The following is a 23,995-nucleotide window of genomic DNA, read 5'->3' as shown; positions in this document are numbered from 1 at the left end:
ATCAGTTCGCCACAATGTTAACCAATTTACCGGGCACCACAATGACCTTGCGCACCGTCACGCCATCGAGGAAGCGCTGCACGTTGTCCTGGGCCAGGGCGTCGGCTTCTACCGCGTCTTTGCTGGCGTCTGCGGCCACGGACATTTTCGCTCGCACCTTGCCGTTTACCTGCACCACCATGTCGATACTTTCGCGGGTCAGGGCGGATGCATCCACCCGGGGCCAGGGCGCATCCAGCAGTTCACCACTGCCGCCCAGTTGCTGCCACAGGCTGTGGCAGACATGGGGCACGATGGGGTTGAGCATCAGCACCACGGCGCGCAGGCCCTCGTCCAGCACGGCGCGGCCCTGGGGGCTGGCCGAGTCGAGTTTGCCCAGTTCGTTGCACAGCTCCATGACCGCGGCAATGGCGGTGTTGAAGGTCTGGCGCCGGCCGTAGTCATCGCCGACCTTGGCGATGGTTTCGTGGGTCTTGCGGCGGGCGGCCTTTTCCGCCTCGCCCAGGCTGTTTACATCCAGGGGCTGCACCGCGCCGCCCTCGACATGCCCCTGCACCAGTTTCCACAGGCGCTTGAGGAAGCGGTTGGCGCCTTCCACGCCGGAGTCGGACCACTCCAGCGACTGTTCCGGCGGCGCCGCGAACATGCTGAACAGGCGCACGGTGTCGGCGCCGTAGCGGTCGATCAGGTCCTGCGGGTCCACGGTGTTGCCCTTGGACTTGGACATCTTGGCGCCGTCCTTCAGCACCATGCCCTGGGTCAGCAGGCGGGTGAAGGGCTCGTCGGAATTGACCAGGCCCTCGTCCCGCAGCAGCTTGTGGTAAAAGCGTGCGTACAGCAGGTGCAGGATGGCGTGCTCGATACCGCCCACGTACTGGTCCACCGGCGCCCAGTAATCGGCCTCGCTATCCAGCATGACACTGTCATTGCGGGCGCAGGCGTAGCGGGCGTAGTACCAGGAGGACTCCATAAAGGTGTCGAAGGTGTCGGTCTCGCGTTCGGCCGGGCCGCCGCACTTGGGGCAGGTGGTGTCGATGAAGGACGCCATTTTCTTGATCGGCGAGCCCACCCCTTCGAATTCCACCTCGGTGGGCAGGACCACCGGCAGGTCTTTTTCCGGTACCGGCACAGCGCCGCAGCTGCCGCAGTTGATGATCGGAATGGGGGCACCCCAGTAGCGCTGGCGCGACACGCCCCAGTCGCGCAGGCGGAAGTTGACGGTGCGCTCGCCCTTGCCCTTTTCCTCGAGGTAGTTGGCGATGGCGTCGAAAGCGCCCTGGAAGTCCAGACCGTCAAAGGGCCCGGAGTTGATGCTGATGGTGCCTTCCTTGTCGGCGTACCAGTCCTGCCAGGTGCTCGGGTCGTACTGGAACTCCTCACCGGGCTTGTCCACCACCTGCTCGATGGGCAGGCCGTATTTGTTGGCGAATTCGAAGTCGCGCTGGTCGTGGCCGGGTACCGACATCACGGCGCCTGAGCCATAGCTCATCAGCACGAAATTGGCGACCCACACCGGTATTTCCTGCCCGGTGACGGGGTGGATGGCCGTGCGGCCGGTATCCATGCCCAGCTTTTCCATGGTGGCCATGTCGGCTTCGGCGACTTTTACATTGCCCTGCTCGCGAATGAACTGGGCCAGCGCAGGGTTGGACGCGGCGGCTTCCTTTGCCAGCGGGTGCTGGGGCGCGACCGCCATGTAGGTGGCGCCCATCAGGGTGTCGGGGCGGGTTGTGTAGACCTGGACATCACCGCCATCGGGCAGGCCGAAGCGCAGGTTCACGCCTTCGGAGCGGCCGATCCAGTTGCGCTGCATGGTGCGCACCTGTTCGGGCCACTGGTCGAGCTGGCCCAGGTCGTCCAGCAGTTGCTGGGCGTAGTCGGTGATCTTGATAAACCACTGGTCGATCTCGCGGCGTTCTACCGGGTTGTCACAGCGCCAGCAGCAACCGTCCACCACCTGCTCGTTGGCCAGCACGGTCTGGTCGGTTTCGCACCAGTTCACCTCGGCCTTTTTCTTGTAGGCCAGGCCCTTGTCGAACAGCTTGGTGAAGAACCACTGCTCCCAGCGGTAGTACTCGGGATTGCAGGTGGCGATTTCCCGGTCCCAGTCGTAGGCAAAGCCCAGCCGGCGCAGCTGTTCGCGCATGTAGTCGATGTTCTGGGCCGTCCACTTGGCCGGCGGCACGTTGTTTTTGATCGCGGCGTTTTCCGCCGGCAGGCCGAAGGCGTCCCAGCCCATGGGCTGCAGCACATTTTTGCCCAGCATGCGCTGGTAGCGGGCGATGACGTCGGCAATGGTGTAGTTGCGGACGTGGCCCATGTGCAGCTGGCCGCTGGGGTAGGGGAACATGGCGAGGCAGTAGAATTTCTCGCGGCTGTCGTCCTGTTGCACGGCGAAGCTGTTGTCCTTGAGCCAGTGTTGCTGGGTGGACTGTTCGATGGCTTGGGCGTTGTAGTGCTGGTCCATTGTGGGCGTTTAGTCTCTGGTCGCGTTGGGCAATGAGCTGCGGTTAACTCGCCAGGGTCCCGCGTCGGAATCCTGGCTGCTGATATCTGGTCCGGCGCCGAACCGCCTGCAGCCCTGCGCAACACGCCGTGAACCCGTCCATGGGGGCTCGGCAGCGCCCATCCAGGGCGCTGACGGTTGCGCAGGGCTACAGCCGCTTCGACGCCTCCGGGGAAGGGCCCGGCTGCAGCGCTGTATCGGGCGGGTGCAGGGGCAAAATCAAGCGCGAAATTCTAACAGTTATCGGCGGGCGCCGCGATGCCGGTGACTGGCCGGCCGATCACTCGCGGTACAGGTTGCGCTCTGCGGGCTGGTCGCTGGTGTATTCGACAAATTCCACCTCGAAACCATCCGGGTCGACGAAGTATACGTTTTTGCGATGTGGGTCGTCGCTGCCGGGCTTGGCCTTCTGGTAACCGACCTTTGCCAGTCGCGCGACCACCGCATCGAGGTCGCTGACCTCCAGGCCGAAGTGGGCCAGTCCCACGGTGTTGCCCTGCAGATCCCGGTTGTCGCCCTGGCCGTGGTCGTTCAGGGTGAGGTAGTTGTAGTCGTCGCCGAAATGCAGCCAGCGGCGGTGGGTACCGTACCAGTCCTGTTCGCCTTCGCCGCGAACCCGCCAGTGGGGCAGGGCGGCACTGTAGAAAGCCAGGCTGCGGGGGAGGTTCCGGACGACGAGGTTGAGGTGTTCAATTCTGAGCATGGGTGACTCTCCTATTTGAGGTACATGGTGTTGCGGAGCAGGCGGCAGTACTGCCGCCACCACTGGCCATGGCGGTGCGGCGCTCCGGCTGTGTGGATATCGCTACGGTTGTTGTTCTGCTCTTTCATGATGTGCTCCTTGTCGACATCGTGAGGCCATGCTAAAACCTCAACTAAAGTTAAGGTAAAGCGTTTTTTCGGGCATATGAGCGCGGGGTTTGATAGAGGGATGGAAAGGCAGGAACTGAGCGTCGGGCAGGTGGCGAAGCGCTGCGGTGTAAGTGTATCGGCGCTGCACTTCTACGAGCGCAGGGGCCTGATCTTCAGCGGCCGCAATGCCGGCAATCAGCGGCGCTATGGCAAGGACGTCATCCGTCGCGTGTCGGTGATCCGGGCCGCCCAGCAGCTGGGGGTCACGCTGGCCGAGATCGAGGCGGCATTTGCCAGTCTGCCGCGCCACAAGGCGCCGAATCGCCGGCACTGGCAGGCCCTGTCGGAGGGCTGGCACGAAGCCCTCAGCAGCCGCATTCGCAAACTGGAAAAGCTGCGTGACTCGCTGACCGGCTGCATAGGCTGTGGCTGCCTGTCGATGGACAACTGCCCGCTTTACAACCCGGAGGATGTACTCGGCGAAGAGCGCAGTGGGCCGGTGATTCTCGATCGTGACCCTTGATCCGTGACGCAGCCTGCCGGTGTGTCGCTATAATGACGCATTTGTCGGTGGCGTGGCCCTGTGGTCAGCCCGACAAAGTCGAGTGAGGAGAGTGGTATGCGCTGGGTAAGTGGATTGTTGGCGATGGCTATGGCGGGTTGCGCCGCCGCGGCAGAGCTGCCGCTGGAGAAACTGAATCTGCCGGAGGGCTTTGTCATCGAGGTTTATGTCGACGATGTCGCCAATGCCCGACAGATGGCGCTGGGAGACGCGGGGACACTGTTTATCGGTACCCGTGCGGCGGGTGACGTCTACGCCGTCGAGGACAGTGACGGCGATGGACGTCCCGATGCGAAGCGGGTGATTGCCTCGGAGCTGGCGCGGCCCTCTGGCGTGGCGGTGCACGAGGGGGATCTCTACGTGGCAGAGGTAAGCCAGATTCGCCGCTACCCGGCTATCGAGAGCCAGCTGGCTTCCGGTGCTGATCTGGAGTTCTCGATCTTCGTGGATGGACTGCCCACCGAGGAGCACCACGGCTGGAAGTACATCGATTTCGGGCCTGACGGCCACCTCTATGTGCCGGTGGGTGCGCCCTGCAATATCTGCGACGAAGAGGAGCCCTTCGCGACCATCCTGCGAGTGGCCGCCGATGGCAGTGATTACCAAGTCTACGCCCGCGGGGTACGCAACAGCGTCGGCTTTGACTGGCACCCGCAGACCGGGGAGCTGTGGTTCACCGACAACGGCCGCGACATGATGGGTGACGATATTCCCGATTGTGAACTGAACCGGGTGAGCACCCCCGGCGAGCACTTCGGTTACCCCTATTTTCACGCCGGTGACGTGCGCGACCCGGAGTATGGCGAAGGTAAAGACCCGGGCGATTACACGGCGCCGGTGGCAAAGCTGGGAGCCCATGTGGCACCGCTGGGGATGTACTTCTACGAAGGAGAAGCCTTTCCGGAGGCGTACCGCCACCTGTTCATCGTTGAGCACGGCTCCTGGAACCGCAGCAAAAAAGTAGGCTACCAGGTGAAGATGGCGGTGCTGGAGGGCAATGAAGTCACCGCTTACCGGCCTTTCATTGACGGTTGGCTGAATAACGACGAAGACGATTCCTACTGGGGGCGGCCCGTGGCGCTACTGCCGCTGGTGGATGGCAGCCTGCTGCTGTCGGACGACTATGCCGGTGTGGTGTATCGGGTGAGTTACCGGGGCCAGTAACCGTTCGCTGGGGAACAGTATGAGTACTTCAAAGCCGCAGCGTCCCCTCGATGGTATCCGGGTCATCGAACTGGGCCAGCTTTTAGCCGGCCCTTTTACCAGCACCATTCTTGGTTATTTTGGGGCAGAGGTGATCAAGATTGAACCGCCGGGCAGGGGAGACCCCATCCGCGGATGGCGAGAAGTGCATAACGGTACCTCTTACTGGTACCGCAGCCTGGGCCGCAACAAGAAAAGCGTCACTCTCGATCTGAACAGCGAGAAAGGCCGCGAACTGGCGTACCAACTGATGGGCAAGGCAGATGTGGTGGTGGAGAATTTCCGGCCAGGTGTGGTGGAAGACTGGGGGCTGGGGCCAGAGGACATCAAAAAGACTAACCCCGGCGTAGTTTATGCGCGTATCTCGGGCTACGGCCAGACCGGGCCCTATGCTTCCAAACCAGGCTATGCCTCAGTGACAGAGGGTGTAAGCGGTTTCCGCTTTGTGAATGGCTTTCCCGGGGAGCCGCCTGTGCGGCCCAATCTCAGTATCGGTGACACGATTGCGGCCATTCATGCCGCGCTTGGTATTTGTCTTGCCTTGCTGCAGCGCCAGCGTGATAGCGGTGAAGGACAGGTGGTGGATGTAGCCCTGTATGAATCCATGTTCAACCTGATGGAAGGCGTTGTCCCCGAGTTTTCCGGTGCCGGGGTAATTCGCGAGGCTTCCGGCACAACCGTAACCGGCATTGTGCCAACCAATACCTACACCTGTAGTGATGGAAAATACGTGATTATTGGCGGCAATGGCGATTCAATCTTCAAGCGACTCATGGTGGCGGCGGGGCATCCGGAAATGGCAGAGAATCCCGAGATGGCCCACAACGAAGGTCGCGTCCGACATGTCGAGGTCATCGATAAAGCGCTAGCCGACTGGTGTGCGAGCCACTCGGCAGAGGAGGTGGTTGCCATTCTCGAAGCCGAGCGAGTGCCGGCTGGGTTGGTGTACAGCGTGGAAGACCAGATGCGGGACCCCCATTTCAATGCCAGGGGTATGTTCGAAGAGGTGGAGGTTGACGGCAAGCCCCTGCATATTCCCGCTATCATGCCCAAACTGGAGGGAACTCCGGGCCGCACGGACTGGCCGGGGCAGGCGGTGGGTAGTCACAACCATGAAATTCTCGGTGGCCTGCTGGGGCTGGATGACGGGGCTATTGAGGCCCTGCGCGCGGAAGGCGTGGTCTGACATTTGACCCTATATGAACAGGCAGCTCACAGGGGGCTGGATTCTGCGATAGTTTAGCGGAACGCGTTGTAAAGACAGGAAAATACCATGAAAGATTCTATCTTTGACCTGACCGGCAAGACCGTCATGGTAACAGGCGGTGGCACCGGCCTGGGCCGCCATTTTGCAGAAGTAATGGCAGCAGCAGGGGCACGCGTTATCGTTTGCGCCCGTCGTGTAGAGAAGCTTACGGAGACGGTTTCGGCGATCGAGGCAGCGGGTGGCCAGGCCGTCGCTCAGGCGATGGACGTGACTTCCGAAGACAGCGTCAGGGAGGCGTTCGCGGCTGCGGTGGGGGACAGCGTTGTCGACGTGGTGGTGAACAACGCGGGTGTGGTGGCCAAGCCCTCTTTGCTGGATACGGACGTGGAAACCTGGGACAACGTACAGGCGGCAAACCTGAAGGGGCCATGGCTGGTTGCGCGTGAGGCCGTGCGCCGTCTCGCAGCGGCGGAAAAGCCCGGCCGGGTAGTCAACATTTCTTCCATCCTGGGATCGGCGGTGCAAAAAGGCACGGGTCCCTATTCGGCGTCAAAGGCCGCCCTGCTGCACCTGACTCGTAATATGGCGGTGGAGTGGGCGCGATACGGTGTCACCGTCAATGCCATTGCGCCTGGCTATTACGTCACAGATCTCGCCGGCGAATTTCTTGAAAGTCCAAAAGGTAAGGCCCTGCTGGCGCGTATTCCCCAGCGCCGCCTCGGCGTATATGACGATCTCAGCGGTGCAATCCTGTTGCTTGCCTCTGATGCGTCAGCTTACATGACGGGTACCTGTATCACTGTGGACGGGGGCTTGTCGTTACCGATTGTCTAGCGGGGTGCCCCGCCTGTCCTGGCTCGCCGGGCGGTGCTCAGTAGTTGATAGAGCGCCGCTTCTCCTGATAGTCGGTGTATGTAGAGTAGCTCGGATTGTCGATGGCGATCTTGTCCAGGGTGGTCGTCAGAAAATGCTGCATTAACGCCTCGTCATCGTCGTCGAAGTCGCCGTTGCGGATGCTTGTGACCAGCCTTTCATTCAGTCTTTTGACGTCGTCATCTTCGCCGAGCAGCTCAACCAGACGCTGCCGTTCGGCGGCGAGCATGGCCTCGCTGCCGTCGAGCTCGCGCTCGACAATGTTCAGGATGTTGATGGCCACCCGGCTCTGGTAGATCAGGTTCTTGTCTTCGAGCACCGGCAGGAACTGTGTTTCCAGCATTTCCCGCACACTGGCTACCAGCTCGTTGCGGTCCGGTCGATTGAGGGGCATGTCTCTTCTCCTGGTAGGGGCGACGCGTTTCAGCGCGCCCGCGGATCGCTGAGCAGCGACAGCAGGTCGATTTCGGTTTCGGAAACGCGGCGTCCGATGGCCGCGCGGTTGACGGAGCGGTCGATGCCCTTGAGGTGGACACCGGTCTGGTAGAGGCAGATCAAGCCCCATTTCAGCACACCGAGTACCTCCCAGAAGAACACAGCGTCCTCATCCAGCTCGCCGCCTGCCTCCCGGTAGCCGCGGTAGAGGTCTTCGCGGGATCCAAAACCACCTACCGGCAGCTCGCGGTTGCCGAAGCGCCAGGAATTGACACAGAGCCAGCCCAGATCTTCCATCGGGTCGCCCAGGTGGGCCAGTTCCCAGTCGAGAATGGAGACAATACCGCTCTCGTCCACCATCAGATTGCCGTTGCGGAAATCGGCGTGCACCAGGGTTTTGCGCGCGGCGGCAGGCATGCGGCGCTGCAGCCAGCGGAAGGTGAAGTCGAACAGGGGGACGGGTTCGCCGAAGCTGGCGTAGAAGCGTTCCAGCGCCGCCAGTTGCGGCGCTACGCTGAGGTCCGGCAGGAAGTCCAGCTCCGCCACCGGCACCCGGTGGATATCCGCCAACAGTCGGCCGCTCTGAGCCGCCATGCGCGGGCGGGCGTTGGCGAAGCGTTCCTGGCGCAGGATCTTCTGGGGAATGGTCTCGCCTTCCACCAGCTTCATGACAAAGCCTTCACCGAGCTGATCTTCCGGCTCGATGACCAGGATGATGTCCGGGGCCAGCACCCCGTGGGCTACCGCGTGAGACTGCACGGCGGCCTCCATGCGCTTGTCGATGCCCATCTCGAAGGGCTCGCCACCGTGGGCCAGGCGCAGGATGAAGTCCTCTGCGCCGCTGTCGCGGTGCAGGGTAAAGCGCCAGGTCTGGGCGGCGGAGCCGCCGGTCAGAAGGCGCAGGCCGTCAACGCGGAAGTCTTCGCTAACGCTGCGGGAGAGGGCTGTTCCCAGCCGCTCCTGTACGGTTGTCTTGTCCATGCCGATGCCGCTTCAGACCAGTTCGCTGTCGCGTTCGCCAAAGTCCCAGCCGGGGCCGCCATCCAGGTAGCGCTTGAGAATCTGGCGCGCCACCGACTGTACATGCACCTCGTCCGGGCCGTCGTAGATACGGCCTTCGCGGGCGTGGCGGTACATGCGCGACAGGGGGGTGTCGTCGGTGAGGCCCTTGGCGCCGAAGACCTGGATGGCGCGGTCGATGACGTTGTGCAGCATCTGCGCCCCTACCACCTTGATTACGCCGATCTCGACACGGGCCGGATCGCCGCTGTCGATGCGGCGGGCGGCCTGCAGGGTGAGCTGGCGGCAGGCGGAAATCTCGGACAGGCTGTCGAATACGTGCTTCTGCATCAGCTGCTTGTCTGCCAGCGAGCCGCCAAAGGCGCTGCGCTCGTGCAGGCGTTCGCACATCAGGTCGAAGGCGCGCTGGGCTTGCCCCAGCCAGCGCATGCAGTGAAAGATACGGCCGGGGCCAAGGCGTTTCTGGGCGATCAGGAAGCCCTCGCCACGACGGCCCAGCAGGTGGTCCTCCGGCACCCGGATATTGTCGTACGCGACTTCGAAGTGGCCGGTGTTGAGGCCCAGCACCGGGGTGTCGCGCAGGATGTTGTAGCCGCGGGTGTTGGTGGGCACCACGATCATGCTGAAGGCTTTGTGTGGGGGCGCATCGGGCTCGGTGCGGCACATAATGGTGGTATAGGCGGCCTGGTCGGCGCCGGTGGTGAACCATTTGCGTCCGTTGATGACCCAGTGTCCGTCCTCCAGTTCGGCGCGGGTCTGCAACTGGGTGGGGTCGGAGGAGGCGATATCCGGCTCGGTCATGGCGAAGCTGGGGTAGATATCCCCGTTCACCAGCGGCCCCAGGTACTCCGCCTTCCATTTCTCCGAGGCGTAGAGATTGAGCATGATGGAGTCCTGGTGGCTGAGAGTGCCGAACACGGTCTGGGCATACTCCGAGCGACCTACCACTTCATTGATGTAGACGTATTCCATAAAGGGCATGCCCTGGCCGCCGATTTCCTTCGGGTGGCCCAGCGCCCAGAGGCCGGCAGCCTTGGCCTGCTCGATCAGGTCCGCCATGGCGAGGTTGGCGGCGGTGCGGTCATTGCCCTGTAATACAGGTTCCGCCGGGTAGATTTTCTCTTCGAGGAAGGTCTTGACCCGTGAGCGAATCTCCACCCAGTTCTCTGTGTTTTTGGTCACCACTACCCTCCTCATTATTATGACGATGGGTCATGGTACTGCGATTTACCGGGGGAGGTGCACTGGGGGATACGATAGGTGGCGTATGAAGTTGAGCCGAAAATCACCCAAAACGACTATCGCCGCTGGGCAATGCCCATCGCGAAAAGCGCCAGCAAACAACCGCCGATCATCGGCCACACACCAAAGCTGGTGAACGGTGTGCGCCCCAGCATCACCTGGGCTTCTCCGGTGAGTACCGTCTCCTCAAACTGTTCGCTGGCTGCCGTAATTTTGCCCCGCGGGTCGATAATCGCAGACACCCCGTTGTTGGTGCCGCGCAGCACGTAGCGGCCATTCTCCAGGGCCCGCATCTGCGCCATTTCAAGGTGCTGCAGGGGGCCGATGGAATCGCCAAACCAGCTGTCGTTGCTGACCGTGAGCAGCAGGTCGGCGGAGCGCGCGGCCTCGGCGGCCTGCTGTGGATAGGCAATTTCGTAGCAGATCAGCGGTGCCACGCGCCAGGGGCCTGCAAGCAGGGGGGGCTGGTCGCTGTCGCCGGCGCTGAAGCCGGACATGGGCAGGTCGAAGAAGGCGATCAGACCCCGCAGCCAGTCCTCCAGCGGTACGTACTCGCCAAAGGGCACCAGGCGCTGTTTGTGGTAGACCCCCGCGCCGTCGCCGAGGGCCACCACACTGTTGTAGTACTCGCCGGCGCTGTCGCCGCGATAGGGCACGCCGCTGATCAGCGTGCCGTTGGCATTGCCGGTGCGTTCGGCGATCGGCCGGAACCAGTCCTGCATGTCCTGGAAGTAGCGCGGCACGGCCGACTCCGGCCAGATGACGATGTCCTTGCCATACAGCGGGCCCATCGCCTCGCCGTACTGGCGCAGGATGTGCGGCAGATAACTGCGCTCCCACTTCAGTTCCTGGGGGATATTCGGCTGGTAAAAGGCGACCTGCAGTGGCTCCTCACTGGCCGGCGCCACCCACTCCACCGGCCTCAGCAGGGCGCCGCCGGCCCAGGTGATGAGCAGGGCCAGAGCGGTAGACACCCATACCGAGATGCGCCGGCGTCGCCAGCTGATAAACAGGCAGCTGGCAGTGATGGCGCAGGCGAAGGACAGGCCGTAAACACCGGTGACCGGCGCCCAGCCGGACAGCGGCGTATCCAGGTGGCCGTAGCCGAGGTAGAGCCAGGGAAAGCCGGTCAACAACCAGCTGCGCAACCACTCCGAGAGTACCCACAGGGCGGGAAAACCCAGCAGCACACCGGCGGGTTGGCCGCGCACCCAGCGCACATAGCACCAGGCGAACAACAGCTGGAACAGGGCCAGGCCGGCGCAGAACAGCGCGGTGAGAAACAGCGCCAGCGGTACCGGGGCGTAGCCGTAGACATGGATGCTGACGTAGACCCAGGAGGTGCCTGCACCGAAGAAGCCGCAACCGTAGAGCCAGCCCCGCCACAGGGCCTGGCGCGGCGTGGCGCGGTCGAGCAGGGCGCACAGCAGCAGGCAGGAGAGGATGCCGGCCGGCCAGAAGTTGTAGGGCGCCAGCGACAGGGTGACCAGCGCGCCGGCGAACAGGCAGGCCAGCGCCACTGCCACGCTTTGCAGGCGCCCCGGCAGCTGCATCACGGGCACGGCGTTACTCTTCCAGCGGCCGCATGCGCAGGCTGTGAATCTTGCGCTGGTCGGCGTTGATTACCTTGAACTCGAAGTTGTCGATGGTGGTGACCTCATTGCGCGCGGGCATGTGACCGAAGGCCTGGATCACCAGCCCGCCGATGGTATCGAACTCCTCGTCGCTGAAGGTCGTCTTGAAGTGCTCGTTGAAGTCCTCGATCGGCGTCAGGGCCTTGATGAAGTAGTCTTCGTCCGAGATCTTGCGGATGAACTGGTCTTCCTCGTGGTCGGTTTCGTCTTCGATGTCACCGACAATTTCCTCCAGTACGTCCTCGATGGTCACCAGTCCGGCCACGCCGCCGTACTCGTCGATGACGATGGCCATGTGGTTGCGGTTCTCGCGGAATTCCCGCAGCAGCACATTGAGGCGCTTGCTCTCGGGCACCACCACGGTGGGGCGCAGCAGGTCGCGGATCTGGAAGTTGTCGTTGTCCTTGGCCAGAATCTGCGGCAGCAGGTCCTTGGCCAGCAGAATGCCGAGCACGTCGTCCGGGCTGTCGCCCACCACCGGGTAGCGCGAGTGGGCCGAGCGGATGATCTGCGGCAGGATTTCCTCCAGGGTGCACTCCGCCTTGATCACCACCATCTGCGCGCGCGGGATCATGATGTCCCGGGCCTGCATGTCGCTGACCTTCATCGCCCCTTCCATGATGCTGCGGGCGTCTTCGTCGATCACCTCGTTTTCGGCGGCGATCAGGAGAACCTCTTCCAGGTCGTTACGGCTGTGAGGGTCCGAGGAAAAAAGCAGGGCGATCTTTTCGAGCCAGGACTTGTCGCCTGAATCGCTGCCGTTGCGGTCTTCGCTCATTGGGGGTTGTGCTCCTTGGCGGTGTCTGCGGGGATTCCTGCCGCGTCGGGGCAGGGGGTATGGGCAGTTTCAGTGTAGGGGCAGGGGTAGCCCAGGGTGGCCAGCACCCGGGTTTCCAGGGCTTCCATGGCCTCGGCCTCGCCGTCCTCGATGTGGTCGTAACCCAGCAGGTGCAGGGTGCCGTGGACACAGAGATGGGCCCAGTGGGCTGTGGCGGGCTTGTGCTGCTGGCTGGCCTCCTCGGCGACCAGCGGCGCGCAGATCACCATGTCGCCCAGCAGCGGCAGGTTCAGTTCAGCGGGCAGGTCAGAGGGAAAGGACAGCACGTTGGTCGGGCGCGGTTTGCCGCGGTACTGGCCGTTCAGCATGGCCATTTCCTCTCGGTCCACCAGGCGCAGGGCGATTTCTGTGTCCTGGCCATCTCGGTGGCCGGCCAGGGCGGCATCAATCCAGCGTCGTATGTCGTCCTCGTCGGGTACAGGTTCGGCGGTGGCGCGCTGGATATCCACGGTCAGGGTCACGGTCGGCTCTTGTCCAGCGGGGTGGCGCGGTCTTCAGCGGCATCGTAGGCCTCCACGATGCGCTGCACCAGCGGGTGGCGCACCACGTCCTTGTTGCCAAACCAGGTAAAGCTGATGCCCTCCACTTCGGTCAGGATGTTGCTGACGTGGGTGAGGCCGCTCTGGACTCCGCGGGGCAGGTCGATCTGTGTGGCGTCGCCGGTGATGACCGCCGTGGAACCGAAACCGATACGGGTCAGGAACATCTTCATCTGTTCGCGGGTCGTGTTCTGCGCTTCGTCGAGAATGATGAAGGAATTGTTCAGGGTGCGCCCGCGCATAAAGGCCAGCGGCGCGACCTCGATGACGTTACGCTCGATGTATTTATTGACGGTTTCGAAGCCCAGCATTTCGTAGAGGGCGTCGTACAGGGGGCGCAGATAGGGGTCGATCTTCTGGCTCAGGTCGCCGGGCAGAAAGCCCAGCTTCTCGCCGGCTTCCACCGCCGGGCGCACCAGCAGGATGCGACGTACTTTCTCCTCCAGCAGGGCCTCCACCGCACAGGCCACGGCGAGGTAGGTCTTGCCGGTGCCGGCGGGGCCGATGCCGAAGTTGATATCGCAATCCTTGATGGCGCGTACATAGCCCTGCTGGTTCTTGCCGCGTGGCTTGACCGAGGCACGCTTGGTGCGAATGACCTGGATGGCGGCCACCTGGCCCCCGGCGGCGCCGTGCTCATCGAGTGCCTCCAGGCCGGATTGCTGCAGTTGCAGGTGCAGCGATTCCGGTGACAGTCCCACGCCCTGGCAGACCTCGGCGTAGAGGTACTGCAGCAGCCGGGCAGCGGCGCTGACCTGGTCCGCCGGCCCGCTCAGCAGGAACTGGTTGCCCCGGTTGTTGATGGTGATACCCAGGCGCTTTTCGATCTGGCGCAGGTGACTGTCCAGCTGGCCGCACAGCAGGGCCAGGTGGCGCGGGTCATTGGGTTCCAGGGAAAGGCTTTGTTGTGTCGCCGCCTCGCTGGGAGGCGTCGGGGATTCAGTGTTCAAATCGATAGTCGGCCACGGGGGCAAGAGATTGAAATTCAAAGGATATACGGGAATCGGGCACAGTCAACCGCACAGCAGTTCGCCGCGCAGGGAATTGGGCAGGGCCTCGTGGACCATGATATCGGCAAACTGGCCGATCAATTCGAGATCGTCGCAGGCGAAATTGACCACCCGGTTGTTCTCGGTGCGGCCCTGTAGCTGGCCCGGGTCCTTTTTGGAGACCCCCGTCACCAGCACCCGGTGGGCCTTGCCGACCATGCGCCGGCTGATTTCCTGGGCGTGCTGGTTGATGCGGCTCTGCAGGATCTGCAGGCGCTGCTTCTTGGTGTCCTCGTCGGTCTCGTCGGGCAATTCCGCCGCCGGGGTGCCGGGGCGGGCGCTGTAAACGAAGCTGAAAGAGGTGTCGAAGCCGATGTCCTCCACCAGTTTCATGGTGGCGGCGAAGTCCGCCTCACTCTCGCCGGGGAAGCCGATGATGAAGTCGGAGGAAATGGAAATGTCCGGGCGGATCTTGCGCAGGCGGCGGATCTTGGACTTGTACTCCAGCGCGGTGTGACCGCGCTTCATCGCCATCAGTATGCGATCCGAGCCGCTCTGCACCGGCAGGTGGAGGTGGTCGACCAACTGGGGGATGTCAGCGTAGGCGTCGATCAGCGCATCGGAAAACTCCACCGGGTGGGAGGTGGTGTAGCGAATGCGCTCGACGCCGGGAATGCGCGCGACGAAGTGCAGCAACTCGGCGAAGTCCACGGTCTCGCCGAGGTGGTTGTCGCCGCGGTAGGCGTTCACATTCTGGCCCAGCAGGTTGACCTCGCGCACACCGCTGGCGGCGAGGTGGGCGATCTCGGCGATCACATCGTCCAGCGGGCGGGAGACCTCTTCACCGCGGGTGTAGGGGACCACGCAGAAGGTGCAGTACTTGCTGCAGCCTTCCATGATGGAGACAAAGGCCGTGGGGCCCTCCACCTTGGGTTCGGGCAGGTTGTCGAACTTCTCGATTTCCGGGAAGCTCACATCCACCACCAGCGTGCCCCCCGGGCCGCTGCCTGCGCTGGCGGCGCGCTGGGCCATCATGTCGGGCAGGCGGTGCAGGGTCTGGGGACCGAACACCAGGTCGACATAGGGAGCCCGTTTACCGATCTCCTCACCTTCCTGGCTGGCCACGCAGCCGCCGACACCGATGATCAGGTCCGGATTCTTCTGCTTCAGGTGCTTCCAGCGGCCCAGTTGGTGGAACACCTTCTCCTGGGCCTTTTCCCTGATAGAACAGGTGTTTAGCAGCAGTACATCGGCCTCCTCCGGATTTTCGGTGGCGATCAGGCCGTGGCTGGCCTCGAGCAGATCGCGCATGCGCGCGGAGTCGTACTCGTTCATCTGGCAGCCGTGGGTTTTGATGTATAGCTTCTTTTGCACGCTTGTGGCCGCTTGCCGCGGCGAATCCGGTTCCGAAAGGGCTGCGGATTATACAGAGTCATCCCTGTAAAACCCAGCATTTACGCGGCCTGTGGGGTGGAAATTCCCTGTCACGGTGGTACTATTGCGCGCCCTGACGAATCGGGTCTACCACCCGAGTCGCCGGGGACAACCACGCGGCCGCTGTCGAGAGCGGCCCGCCCAGAGGACAGCATGGCAAACCAACCCGTCTACAAGGTGATCTTCCAGAACGGCACGCAGGTGTTCGAGGTCTTTGCGCGGCAGATTTACCAGAGCGATATGTGGGGCTTTATCGAGATCGAGGAGTTCATCTTCGGCGAGCGCTCGCAGATTGTGGTGGATCCGAGTGAGGAGAAGCTGAAGAACGAGTTCAGTGGTGTGAAGCGCAGTTATGTGCCGCTGCAGTCGGTGATCCGGATTGACGAGGTGGAGAAAGAGGGCTCGGTGAAGGTCTCCGACAGCCCGGCGCGCGAGGGCAGCAATGTGGCCAGTTTTCCGTTCTCCGGGGCGCATTTGCCGGGGCAGCAGACGGAGGACTGATTTTCTCACCGGTCCACTGCAGTTCTATTTTGTAATTCGGTGGCGCCCGCCTACCGGCAGGGCCGCTCTACGACACGCTAACAGCTTGCCATCCATGGCGCGCTCGACGCCGGCCATCCATGGCCGTCGACGGTCGTTTCGCGTCCCTCCCGGCAGGGGGCCGCCGCCGCAGCGAGAATTGACTCGCTCAGCATGTTTGGATGATTAAGCGGCGATCTCCGCCAGCCGCTGCTTCACACTCGCCAGCTTCACGCACAGCACAAACGCATCCGCACTCGCCTGCACATCCGCTTCGGATGGGAACGTGGGCGCCAGGCGGATATTGCGGTCCGCTTCGTCCTTGCCGTAGGGGAAAGTGGCTCCCGCCGGGGTCAGCTTCACGCCGATATTGCCGGCCAGGTCCACCACCTCCCGGGCCAGGCCCGGCCGGGTATCGAAGGAAATAAAATAGCCGCCGCGGGGTGCCGTCCACTCGCCCATGCCGCTGCCGGCCAGTTCCCGTTCCAGCGTGTCCAGCACCGCTTCAAAGCGCGGGCGGATCAGGGCGGCGTGCCGTTCCATGTGGGCGGCTATGCCCTCGGCATCCTTCAGGAAGCGCACATGGCGCAACTGGTTGACCTTGTCCGGGCCAATGGTCTGGAAGGCGAGGTGGGCCTTGAGGGTGGAGAGGTTGCGCTCGCTGGAGCCGATAAAGGCAACGCCGGCGCCGGCGAAGGTGATTTTGGAGGTGGAGCCGAACTGGAATACGCCGTCCATGGTGTCGTGCTTGCGGCAGAGCTCGCTGATGGACGCCAGTTCGGGGGCGTCGGGATACAGGGTGTGCACGGCGTAGGCGTTGTCCCACATGACGATAAAATGATCGCCGGCAATTTGCGGCAGTTTCGCGATGCGCTCGACGGTGTCGTCGCTGTATACGGTGCCGCAGGGATTGCTGAAACGGGGTACGCACCAGATGCCCTTGATCGAGGGGTCTGCCTGAACCAGCCGTTCGACTTCGTCCATGTCCGGCCCGCTGTCCAGCATCCGCACCGGGATCATTTCAATGCGCATGTATTCACAGATGGAGAAGTGGCGGTCGTAGCCGGGCACCGGGCACAGGAATTTGACCCTGTCATTCAGCGCCCAGGCGGTGTCTTCGCCGCGCAGGCCTTCGTTCATGGCGAAGTCGATCACCTGGTACATGAGGGTCAGGCTGCTGTTGCCGCCCACCAGGGTTTCCTCCAGGGTGGTGCCGAGCAGGGCACCGAACAGGGCGCGGGCCTCGGGCAGCCCGTCGAGGCCGCCGTAGTTGCGCACGTCAGTGCCGTCGGCAGCGCGGTAATCGCCGTCGAGAATGCCGTCCAGGGCGTCGGACAGGGACACCTGGGCACTGCCTGGCTTGCCGCGGGTGAGGTCAAGGGCCAGCTTGCGCTCGGCCAGTTGGTCGTAGCGGGCGTAGAGTGCTTCAAGCTGGGCTTTCAGCTCGCTCTCGGAGGCCTGTTCGATATGCACGCTGTGCTCCTTTGGAGTGGCGCGGGCCTCTGGGCCCGCAAAAACAAAAGGCCGCAAGTATAGCGCCTGTGGTTGCGGTATTGAATGCGGCCCGGCTTGAATTCCCGCAGTGCGGGCCCATATTGTGGGGAAGCATTTTCCACAGAGAAACAAGGCGGCCAAAGGCATGGATGAATCCGGAAACGGCGGTACCGAGCAGCTTTCAGTGTCTTACGAGGAGCCACAGGGCCGGCAGACGCCGGCGGTGGCGGAGGATATGCTCCCCGATACCCTCTACCTGATTCCCAACCCTGTGCGCCCGTTCTTTCCCGGGCAGGTACAGCCGGTGGCGATTAACCCCAAAGACTGGGGAGATACCCTCAAATCTGTCGCCAGGGCCAAAGTCAATGTGATCGGTCTCAGCTACGTCGACCAGGGCGATGGCGAGCGCCCCGGGCCACGCCAGTTCCCGGACATCGGCTGTGTGGTGCGCCTGCACCAGCCCCCCGAGGGCAGCGGCGCCGGCCCCGGCCAGTTTCTGGCCCAGGGGCTCAAGCGCTTCCGCATTGTGCGCTGGCTGAATGACAAGCCGCCCTACCTGGTGCAGGTGGAGTATCCCAAGAGCCAGGGTGATCGCGACTCGGACGAGGTCAAGGCCTACGCCATGGCCCTGCTGCAACAGATCAAGGAATTGCTGCCGCTGAATCCGCTGTACAGCGAAGAGCTCAAGCAGTACATGTCCAGTTTCAATCCCAACCAGCCCAGCCTGCTGGCGGATTTCTCCGCAGCCCTTACTTCAGCGGCGGGCGATGAACTGCAGGAAATTCTCGATACCCTGCCGCTGTTGTCGCGCATGGACAAGTCGCTGACCCTGCTGCGCAAGGAGCGCGAGGTAGCGGAACTGCAGGGCAAGATCACCAGCCAGGTGAACGAGAAGGTTTCCGAGCAGCAGCGCGAGTTCTTCCTGCGCGAACAGCTCAAGGTCATCCAGAAAGAGCTGGGCATTTCCAAGGACGATCGCACTTCGGACGTGGAACTGTTCCGCGAGCGTATCGCCGGCAAGACGCTGCCGGAAGTCGCCGCCCAGCGCATTGACGATGAGCTGGACAAGCTGTCGGTACTGGAGACGGGCTCCCCCGAATACGGTGTTACCCGCAACTATCTCGACTGGGCCACCCAGGTGCCCTGGGGGGTGACCTCGGAGGATAACTTCAAGCTCGCTCACGCCCGCGAGGTGCTCGACACGCAGCATGCCGGCCTCGAGGACGTGAAGGATCGCATCCTTGAATTCCTCGCCGTCGGCGCCTACAAGGGCGAGATCACCGGTTCCATCCTGCTGCTGGTGGGGCCGCCCGGGGTGGGTAAGACCAGTATCGGCCACTCGGTGGCGGATGCCCTGGGGCGCAAATTCTATCGCTTCAGTCTCGGCGGCATGCGCGACGAGGCCGAGATCAAGGGCCACCGCCGCACCTATATCGGCGCCATGCCGGGCAAGCTGGTGCAGGCGCTAAAAGACGTGGAAGTCTCCAACCCGGTCATCATGCTGGACGAGATCGACAAGATCGGCGCCTCCTACCAGGGCGACCCGGCGTCGGCCCTGCTGGAAGTACTGGACCCGGAGCAGAACAGTGACTTCCTGGATCACTACCTGGACCTGCGCCTGGACCTGTCCAAGGTGTTGTTTGTGTGCACCGCGAACCAGCTCGACACCATTCCCGGCCCGCTGCTGGACCGCATGGAAATCATCCGCCTGGCGGGCTATGTGGCGGAAGAGAAACTCGCCATTGCCAAGGGCCATTTGTGGCCCAAGCAGCTCGAGCGTCACGGTCTTGCCGACGATCAGCTGAAGATCAACGACGCGGCGATGAAGTACGTGATTGAGTCCTACTGCCGCGAGGCGGGTGTGCGCAATCTGGAAAAACAGTTGTCCCGCATCATGCGCAAGAGCATTGTGAAGATGCTCGACGAGAGCGAAGAGAAACTGCGGGTCGGCAAGAAGGATATCGAGGACCTGCTGGGCAAGCCGCCGTTTTCACCGGAGAAAACCCTGCGCGGCGTCGGCGTTGTCACCGGCCTCGCCTGGACCGCCATGGGCGGCGCAACGCTCGCCGTCGAGTCCTCCCAGATACACACTCTCAACCGGGGCTTCAAAACCACAGGCAAGCTGGGCGATGTGATGAAGGAGTCGGCGGAGATCGCCTACAGCTATGTGATTGCCCACCTCAAGGACTACGGCTGCGACCCGGACTTTTTCGATATGAGCATGGTGCACCTGCATGTGCCCGAGGGCGCCACGCCCAAGGACGGGCCCAGCGCCGGCATCACCATGGCCACGGCTCTGGTGTCACTGGCGCGCAAGGAACGCATCAAGCGCCCGCTGGCCATGACTGGCGAGCTGACCCTGACCGGTCAGGTGCTGGCCGTGGGCGGCATTCGCGAGAAAGTGATTGCCGCCCGCCGCAGCAAGATCATGGAACTGATCCTGCCCCATCCCAACAAACGCGATTTCGAGGAGTTGCCTGACTACTTGCGTGACGGCTTGACGGTGCATTTTGCCCGCACCTATCGCGAAGTCTTCGAGTATGTGTTCCACGAGCACCGGCTCGAAAAAGCCCTGCACTGATTGGCGCCGTGAATCTGCGCTATTTTCAGCTGCGCGCCGCCCCGCAATGCCAGCAGGTCTCGAAGGTGTCGGGGCTGGTATTGTTGCACGCGGGACAGTGCCAGTCGGGACCGGGCTCGGCGTGCTGAAACTGCCGGATGACCTCCCGGGCCCAATCGGCCTGGCGTGAATCCCGCAGCCACAGCTGCGGCCACGCATCGATGGGGGACAGCTCGCCGGCGGCGCCCGCCGCGTATTCGTTGCGCAGTTCGGTGGCAATGCCGGATTGTTGCAGCAGGCTGGCGATCTGGTGAACCACCACCAGCTGCGGGTGGGAAAAGATAGCGCTCATCGGCGGGATTCTGTCACGAGCTGAAGGCTAGGCAAACAGTCCGTGAATCCATATCCCGACCAGGTGTGAAACCACTACCACCGCGGCGGTTACCAGCAGGTGCTCTGCAACCACCGGCCCTGCCCGTTCGCCCTGCAGGCGTGCGATCTGCCAGCTCATAAAGGTGATGAGTATGGAGGCCCACAGCAGGGCGGCAATGATCGCGCCATCCATCGGCAGTATCAGGAAAGGGAGCACGAAGGTCAGCGCCACCAGCAGTTTGGTGATGAAGGTAGTGATGGTGGCAATCCACACCCGGCGGTGGCTATTGCCGGCACCGGACTCCTCGGACAGGTGAATGCCGAGTGCATCCGACATTGAATCTGCGATGGCGACGATCAGGATGCCGCTGATCACGGTGGTGACCGAGCCGGTACCGGCGGCCAGGCCGACCAGCAGGCCGCAGGGCGTGATCACACCGGAGGTCGCGCCAAAGAAAAAGCCGGTCCGGGCGCCGTCGTTCAGCTTCATGGATTTTTCGCTCTCCGAGTGCCCGGCGCGCGGGCGGTAATCACCGCCCTGCGCGGAGCCGGGTAGCCCTCGATGGTTTTACTCGCGTCTTCCGGGTCGAGGAAATTGGCCAGTGAATGAAAGCGCATCCAGTCCGTGGCGCGCTGTTCCTCGACGCTGGTGGTGGCAACATCCACCAGCGCCGCGTCGACGAATCCGAGCTTGCGCGCCCAGCTGAGCAGGGTATCCGTGCTGGGCAGAAACCACACATTGCCCATGCGTGCATAGCGGCCTTCCGGCACCAGCGTGTCACCCGGTCCACCCTCGATCACCAGGGTTTCCAGCACCAGCTGCCCGCCGGGTCGCAGGCAGTCGCGCAATTCCTGCAGGTGGTCCATCGGTGAACGACGGTGGTAGAGGACGCCCATGGAAAACACGGTATCGAAGGCCTGCAGTTTCGGCGGTACATCCTGAATGCCCAGCGGCAACAGCCAGACATGGGGTTGCTGCAGGTACTTCTGCAGGGCCCAGAACTGCACCACGAAGAGGGGCGTCGGATCGATTCCGATCACCTCGCCGGCGCCGGCGCCGGCCATGCGCCAGCAGTGGTAGCCGCTGCCGCAACCGACATCCAGTACCCGCCGGCCGTCGAGGTCATCCAGGTGGGGAGTGATGCGGTCCCACTTCCAGTCTGAGCGCCACTCGGTATCGATGTGCACGCCGAACAACTCGAAGGGTCCCTTGCGCCAGGGATGCAGCCCTTGCAGGGTTTCCCGCAGGGCGTTTTGTGTGACTGCGTCCAGTGGTGGATCGCAGTCGGCGCCGACACGGTCGCCGTCGAGGTGGCGCACGGTAACCGGCAGGTCTGGCAGGGCCGATAGCACTTCCAGCCAGCGCGGCAGGTCGCCGTAGCGCTGGTGGGACAGGCCAGCGGCAATTTGCTCTGGCAAGCGTCCGGCCCAGGTGTCGAGTTCGCCATCGCGCCAGCGCTCGATCAGTGGCTGGTAGTCGATCATTGCTGCTTGAGGGCTACCAGCGAGGCAAAGTTAAAGCACTGGAACCACACATCGCAGCTGTCGAAGCCGGCCCCGGCAATGCGCTGCTTGTGCTCGGCGAGCGTTTCCGGGCGCAGGTAGTTCTCCAGTGCCTGGCGCTTCTGGGCAATTTCCAGATCGCTGTAGCCATTGGCGCGCTTGAAATTGTGGTGCAGGTCGATATTGAGTTCGTCCAGGTGGGGATCCTCGAAGGTCACCTTCTCCGACAGCACCATGATGCCGCCCGGGCGCAGGCCATCGTGGATACGCTGGATTACCGCATCGCGTTCTTCCCGTGCGATGAACTGCAGGGTGAAGTTGAGTACGACAACGGAGGCGTCTTCGATGACTACGTCCTGCAAATCTGCGCAGTGCAGACTGACCGGCACGTCGTGGCTGTCGGTATCGATCACGCTGCGACAGCGCTCCAGCATGGCCTGGGAGTTGTCCACGCCGATGATTTCACAGTCGCTGTGGTGCACATTCTGGCGCATGGCCAGGGTGGAGGCGCCGAGTGAGCAGCCGAGGTCGTAGAGCTTGCTGCCGGGGCTGGCGTAGCGCCCGGCCAGCAGGCCGGTCATGGCCACAATGGTGGTGTAGCCGGGCACCGAACGTTTGATCATGTCGGGGAAGACCTCGGCCACCTTGTCGTCAAAACGAAACAGGGCGGGGTCGACCGGCTCGGCGTAGATGTTATCGCGGGAGTCGCTCACGGGTAGTCCTTGTGTGAGTGCGCAAGGAAATGGCCGCGAATTCTAGCACGGAACGCCGGGGCGCTCCGCTGTGGAGCTGCGCAGCACAGGCGGCTGCGCTGGTTGGCCAGGCTGCGCCCTAGTTGGCGCTGCGAATCAGCTGGGCGTCTTCAGCGCTGTACTGGCGACGGGTGCGGGCGCGCTGCTCGAAATCGGCAAAATGCGTGCTGCAATCGTCGGTGTTGCGGCTGCTGCTTTCACGGCTGAATTTAATGCTGCGAAGAATGTCTACCAGACTCGCTTTGCCTTGATCGCGACGTTTCATACTGTACCTTCTACATCTCTACGGATTCCCTACACCTTCGAGTCTAGTGCGGGACGTTTGTCAAGTGGTGTAAAAAGTACAGCCTATAATTGTGAAAAAATGGCAAAGCGAGTGCGGAACTCACTTTGCCTGCGGTGTCTCGGTGGCGTAACGGCTCCAGTTACCGCTGATTTCCTGTACCACTTTGCTGCCCACCAGGAAGGCATTTTCCAGCGCGGCGTCGAGTCCGGCGTAGCTGTCGTGCTGCTCTTCACGCAGGTATTCAGCGGCACTCTTGCCAGTGGGGGGCATGGTGAAATTGGAGGCGGTGCGCAAGACCAGCACGCGGTTCTTGTCCACCCTGCCCGCTTCGTGCAGGTAGGTCAGCGACTGGAAGGTGCCGGTATCCTCCATGGCCGAGCTGACGAATTCGCCCTTGCCATCGGTCCAGTAGTCGGTCCAGTCATTGGCCCAGTCGTTCAGCAGCTTGCCGTGCCAGAAGGTCATGGCGGCGAGCTGGTCGCCCTTGAGTACGAAGGGGGTGCGCTGGGCCACCGGGTAGTCGGGGTAGAGTTTGCGGGTCGCGGCCAGGGCGGGGTCGTCCGGCAACTCCATGTCGCGGGTGAACTGGAAGGCCCATTCCACCAGAGTGCTGTTCAACTGGAACACTTCGCCCAGGCTGTAGCTTTTGCGCTCGGGATCGTTGGGGCCCTGGCTGAACAGGGGAAAGTAGCCAGTCTCCCAGTCTTCCGGGATTTCCCGGGCGTCGATTTCGTGGGCCAGGTCGCCATCCACGAGATACTCGGCCCAGGCCACGGAGCCGAGGGAGGCATCTTCCGGGTCGAAGCCGGAGATGCCGGCCACCAGCCAATAGGCCTTGCTCAGGTCAAAGCGCGGGTCCAGTCCCAGGGCCATCACATTGGCGGCAGCGTTGGCCGTGCCCATGCCGGTGACGATGCCCAGCACGCCGAGCTTCTCGTTGTAGTGGATGTCGTGGTGCATGTGCGGCGCCGGGAAGACTTTGTCCAGTGGCAGCCGTTCGTTCCAGCGCTGGAACTCGCCGGCTTCGTCGCCACTGTCGGCGCCGGTTTCAAACATGGTGACCACCACCACCTTGACGGGGATGGGGCCCTCAGCCGCACGCAGTGACAGGCTGGCCGCCAACAGTGGCAGCACAAGCGCGATGACAGGGAACATTTTGAACATCGGAAGATTCC

Annotated in this window: 23 protein-coding genes; 6 read left to right on the top strand and 17 right to left on the bottom strand. The window is 62.8% G+C overall.

Annotated features, from left to right (window positions below; all coding sequences use genetic code 11):
- Position 1: 1 nt before the first annotated feature.
- The gene (leuS, locus tag FVW59_RS15365) at positions 2–2,467 is read right to left on the bottom strand and encodes a leucine--tRNA ligase (protein WP_148065250.1); all 2,466 of its coding nucleotides are present in this window, start codon (positions 2,465–2,467) and stop codon (positions 2–4) included.
- Between the two features lie 319 nt (positions 2,468–2,786).
- Positions 2,787–3,209 carry a VOC family protein gene (locus FVW59_RS15360; RefSeq protein ID WP_148065249.1) on the bottom strand — a complete coding sequence of 141 codons (423 nt, stop codon included), beginning with the start codon at positions 3,207–3,209 and terminating at the stop codon, positions 2,787–2,789.
- Between the two features lie 228 nt (positions 3,210–3,437).
- On the opposite strand from FVW59_RS15360, the gene soxR reads away from it, so the two are divergent.
- From soxR to FVW59_RS15340, 4 genes are all read left to right on the top strand, one after another.
- On the top strand, positions 3,438–3,881 hold the full coding sequence (gene soxR / locus FVW59_RS15355; RefSeq protein ID WP_148065248.1) for a redox-sensitive transcriptional activator SoxR: 444 nt from the start codon (positions 3,438–3,440) through the stop codon (positions 3,879–3,881).
- 96 nt (positions 3,882–3,977) lie between these two features.
- The gene (locus FVW59_RS15350; protein ID WP_148065247.1) at positions 3,978–5,084 is read left to right on the top strand and encodes a PQQ-dependent sugar dehydrogenase; all 1,107 of its coding nucleotides are present in this window, start codon (positions 3,978–3,980) and stop codon (positions 5,082–5,084) included.
- 19 nt (positions 5,085–5,103) lie between these two features.
- A complete protein-coding gene (locus FVW59_RS15345) occupies positions 5,104–6,309 on the top strand; it encodes a CaiB/BaiF CoA transferase family protein (RefSeq protein ID WP_148065246.1) in 1,206 nt (401 codons plus the stop codon).
- Between the two features lie 87 nt (positions 6,310–6,396).
- Entirely contained in the window at positions 6,397–7,164 is a 768-nt protein-coding gene (locus FVW59_RS15340) for an SDR family NAD(P)-dependent oxidoreductase (RefSeq protein ID WP_148065245.1), read from the top strand.
- Positions 7,165–7,201: 37 nt separating this feature from the next.
- Here the strand turns inward: FVW59_RS15340 and FVW59_RS15335 are convergent, their stop codons facing one another.
- The 8 genes from FVW59_RS15335 to miaB all read right to left on the bottom strand — a co-directional run bounded on the left by FVW59_RS15335 (position 7,202) and on the right by miaB (position 15,274).
- Positions 7,202–7,597 (bottom strand): DUF6285 domain-containing protein, encoded by a 396-nt coding sequence (locus tag FVW59_RS15335; protein WP_148065244.1) that lies wholly within the window; start codon positions 7,595–7,597, stop codon positions 7,202–7,204.
- A 29-nt stretch (positions 7,598–7,626) separates the two neighbouring features.
- On the bottom strand, positions 7,627–8,619 hold the full coding sequence (locus tag FVW59_RS15330) for a phosphotransferase family protein (protein WP_148065243.1): 993 nt from the start codon (positions 8,617–8,619) through the stop codon (positions 7,627–7,629).
- Positions 8,620–8,631: 12 nt separating this feature from the next.
- Complete coding sequence (locus tag FVW59_RS15325) at positions 8,632–9,840, bottom strand: acyl-CoA dehydrogenase family protein (protein WP_246139754.1); 1,209 nt, start codon at positions 9,838–9,840, stop codon at positions 8,632–8,634.
- A gap of 116 nt (positions 9,841–9,956) precedes the next feature.
- The gene (gene lnt, locus FVW59_RS15320) at positions 9,957–11,453 is read right to left on the bottom strand and encodes an apolipoprotein N-acyltransferase (protein WP_148065412.1); all 1,497 of its coding nucleotides are present in this window, start codon (positions 11,451–11,453) and stop codon (positions 9,957–9,959) included.
- A 13-nt stretch (positions 11,454–11,466) separates the two neighbouring features.
- Entirely contained in the window at positions 11,467–12,312 is an 846-nt protein-coding gene (locus FVW59_RS15315) for a CorC family transporter (protein ID WP_148065241.1), read from the bottom strand.
- Positions 12,309–12,833, bottom strand: a complete 525-nt coding sequence (gene ybeY, locus FVW59_RS15310; RefSeq protein WP_148065240.1) for an rRNA maturation RNase YbeY — start codon at positions 12,831–12,833, stop codon at positions 12,309–12,311. Before ybeY ends, FVW59_RS15315 begins: the two co-directional genes overlap by 4 nt.
- Positions 12,830–13,867, bottom strand: a complete 1,038-nt coding sequence (locus FVW59_RS15305) for a PhoH family protein (protein ID WP_148065411.1) — start codon at positions 13,865–13,867, stop codon at positions 12,830–12,832. Before FVW59_RS15305 ends, ybeY begins: the two co-directional genes overlap by 4 nt.
- Positions 13,868–13,924: 57 nt before the next feature.
- Positions 13,925–15,274, bottom strand: coding sequence for a tRNA (N6-isopentenyl adenosine(37)-C2)-methylthiotransferase MiaB (gene miaB, locus FVW59_RS15300; protein WP_148065239.1), 1,350 nt, complete (start codon positions 15,272–15,274; stop codon positions 13,925–13,927).
- A gap of 213 nt (positions 15,275–15,487) precedes the next feature.
- Here miaB and FVW59_RS15295 point away from each other — a divergent pair, with 213 nt between their 5' ends.
- On the top strand, positions 15,488–15,835 hold the full coding sequence (locus FVW59_RS15295; protein WP_148065238.1) for a DUF1820 family protein: 348 nt from the start codon (positions 15,488–15,490) through the stop codon (positions 15,833–15,835).
- Positions 15,836–16,039: 204 nt separating this feature from the next.
- On the opposite strand, the gene FVW59_RS15290 is transcribed toward FVW59_RS15295, so the two are convergent.
- A complete protein-coding gene (locus FVW59_RS15290; protein WP_246139753.1) occupies positions 16,040–17,326 on the bottom strand; it encodes an aspartate aminotransferase type Ic in 1,287 nt (428 codons plus the stop codon).
- A gap of 166 nt (positions 17,327–17,492) precedes the next feature.
- Between FVW59_RS15290 and lon the strand changes: the two genes are divergently transcribed.
- Positions 17,493–19,928, top strand: coding sequence for an endopeptidase La (gene lon, locus FVW59_RS15285; protein WP_148065236.1), 2,436 nt, complete (start codon positions 17,493–17,495; stop codon positions 19,926–19,928).
- 25 nt (positions 19,929–19,953) lie between these two features.
- Here lon and FVW59_RS15280 read toward each other — a convergent pair whose 3' ends face one another.
- The 6 genes from FVW59_RS15280 to FVW59_RS15255 all read right to left on the bottom strand — a co-directional run bounded on the left by FVW59_RS15280 (position 19,954) and on the right by FVW59_RS15255 (position 23,975).
- Positions 19,954–20,259 (bottom strand): putative signal transducing protein, encoded by a 306-nt coding sequence (locus FVW59_RS15280; protein WP_148065235.1) that lies wholly within the window; start codon positions 20,257–20,259, stop codon positions 19,954–19,956.
- A gap of 27 nt (positions 20,260–20,286) precedes the next feature.
- Positions 20,287–20,769, bottom strand: a complete 483-nt coding sequence (locus tag FVW59_RS15275) for a hypothetical protein (RefSeq protein ID WP_148065234.1) — start codon at positions 20,767–20,769, stop codon at positions 20,287–20,289.
- Positions 20,766–21,764, bottom strand: a complete 999-nt coding sequence (gene cmoB, locus FVW59_RS15270; protein WP_148065233.1) for a tRNA 5-methoxyuridine(34)/uridine 5-oxyacetic acid(34) synthase CmoB — start codon at positions 21,762–21,764, stop codon at positions 20,766–20,768. The genes FVW59_RS15275 and cmoB overlap by 4 nt, the downstream gene beginning before the upstream one ends.
- The gene (gene cmoA, locus FVW59_RS15265; RefSeq protein WP_148065232.1) at positions 21,761–22,495 is read right to left on the bottom strand and encodes a carboxy-S-adenosyl-L-methionine synthase CmoA; all 735 of its coding nucleotides are present in this window, start codon (positions 22,493–22,495) and stop codon (positions 21,761–21,763) included. The genes cmoB and cmoA overlap by 4 nt, the downstream gene beginning before the upstream one ends.
- Before the next feature lie 118 nt (positions 22,496–22,613).
- Complete coding sequence (locus FVW59_RS15260; RefSeq protein ID WP_148065231.1) at positions 22,614–22,799, bottom strand: hypothetical protein; 186 nt, start codon at positions 22,797–22,799, stop codon at positions 22,614–22,616.
- Positions 22,800–22,919: 120 nt separating this feature from the next.
- Positions 22,920–23,975, bottom strand: coding sequence for a purine-nucleoside phosphorylase (locus tag FVW59_RS15255; RefSeq protein ID WP_222711541.1), 1,056 nt, complete (start codon positions 23,973–23,975; stop codon positions 22,920–22,922).
- Positions 23,976–23,995: the final 20 nt, after the last annotated feature.

The organism is Parahaliea aestuarii (genome assembly GCF_008064635.1).
GTDB classification, from domain to species: Bacteria; Pseudomonadota; Gammaproteobacteria; order Pseudomonadales; family Halieaceae; genus Parahaliea; species Parahaliea aestuarii.
This window is presented reverse-complemented; position numbering and strand designations above follow the sequence as displayed.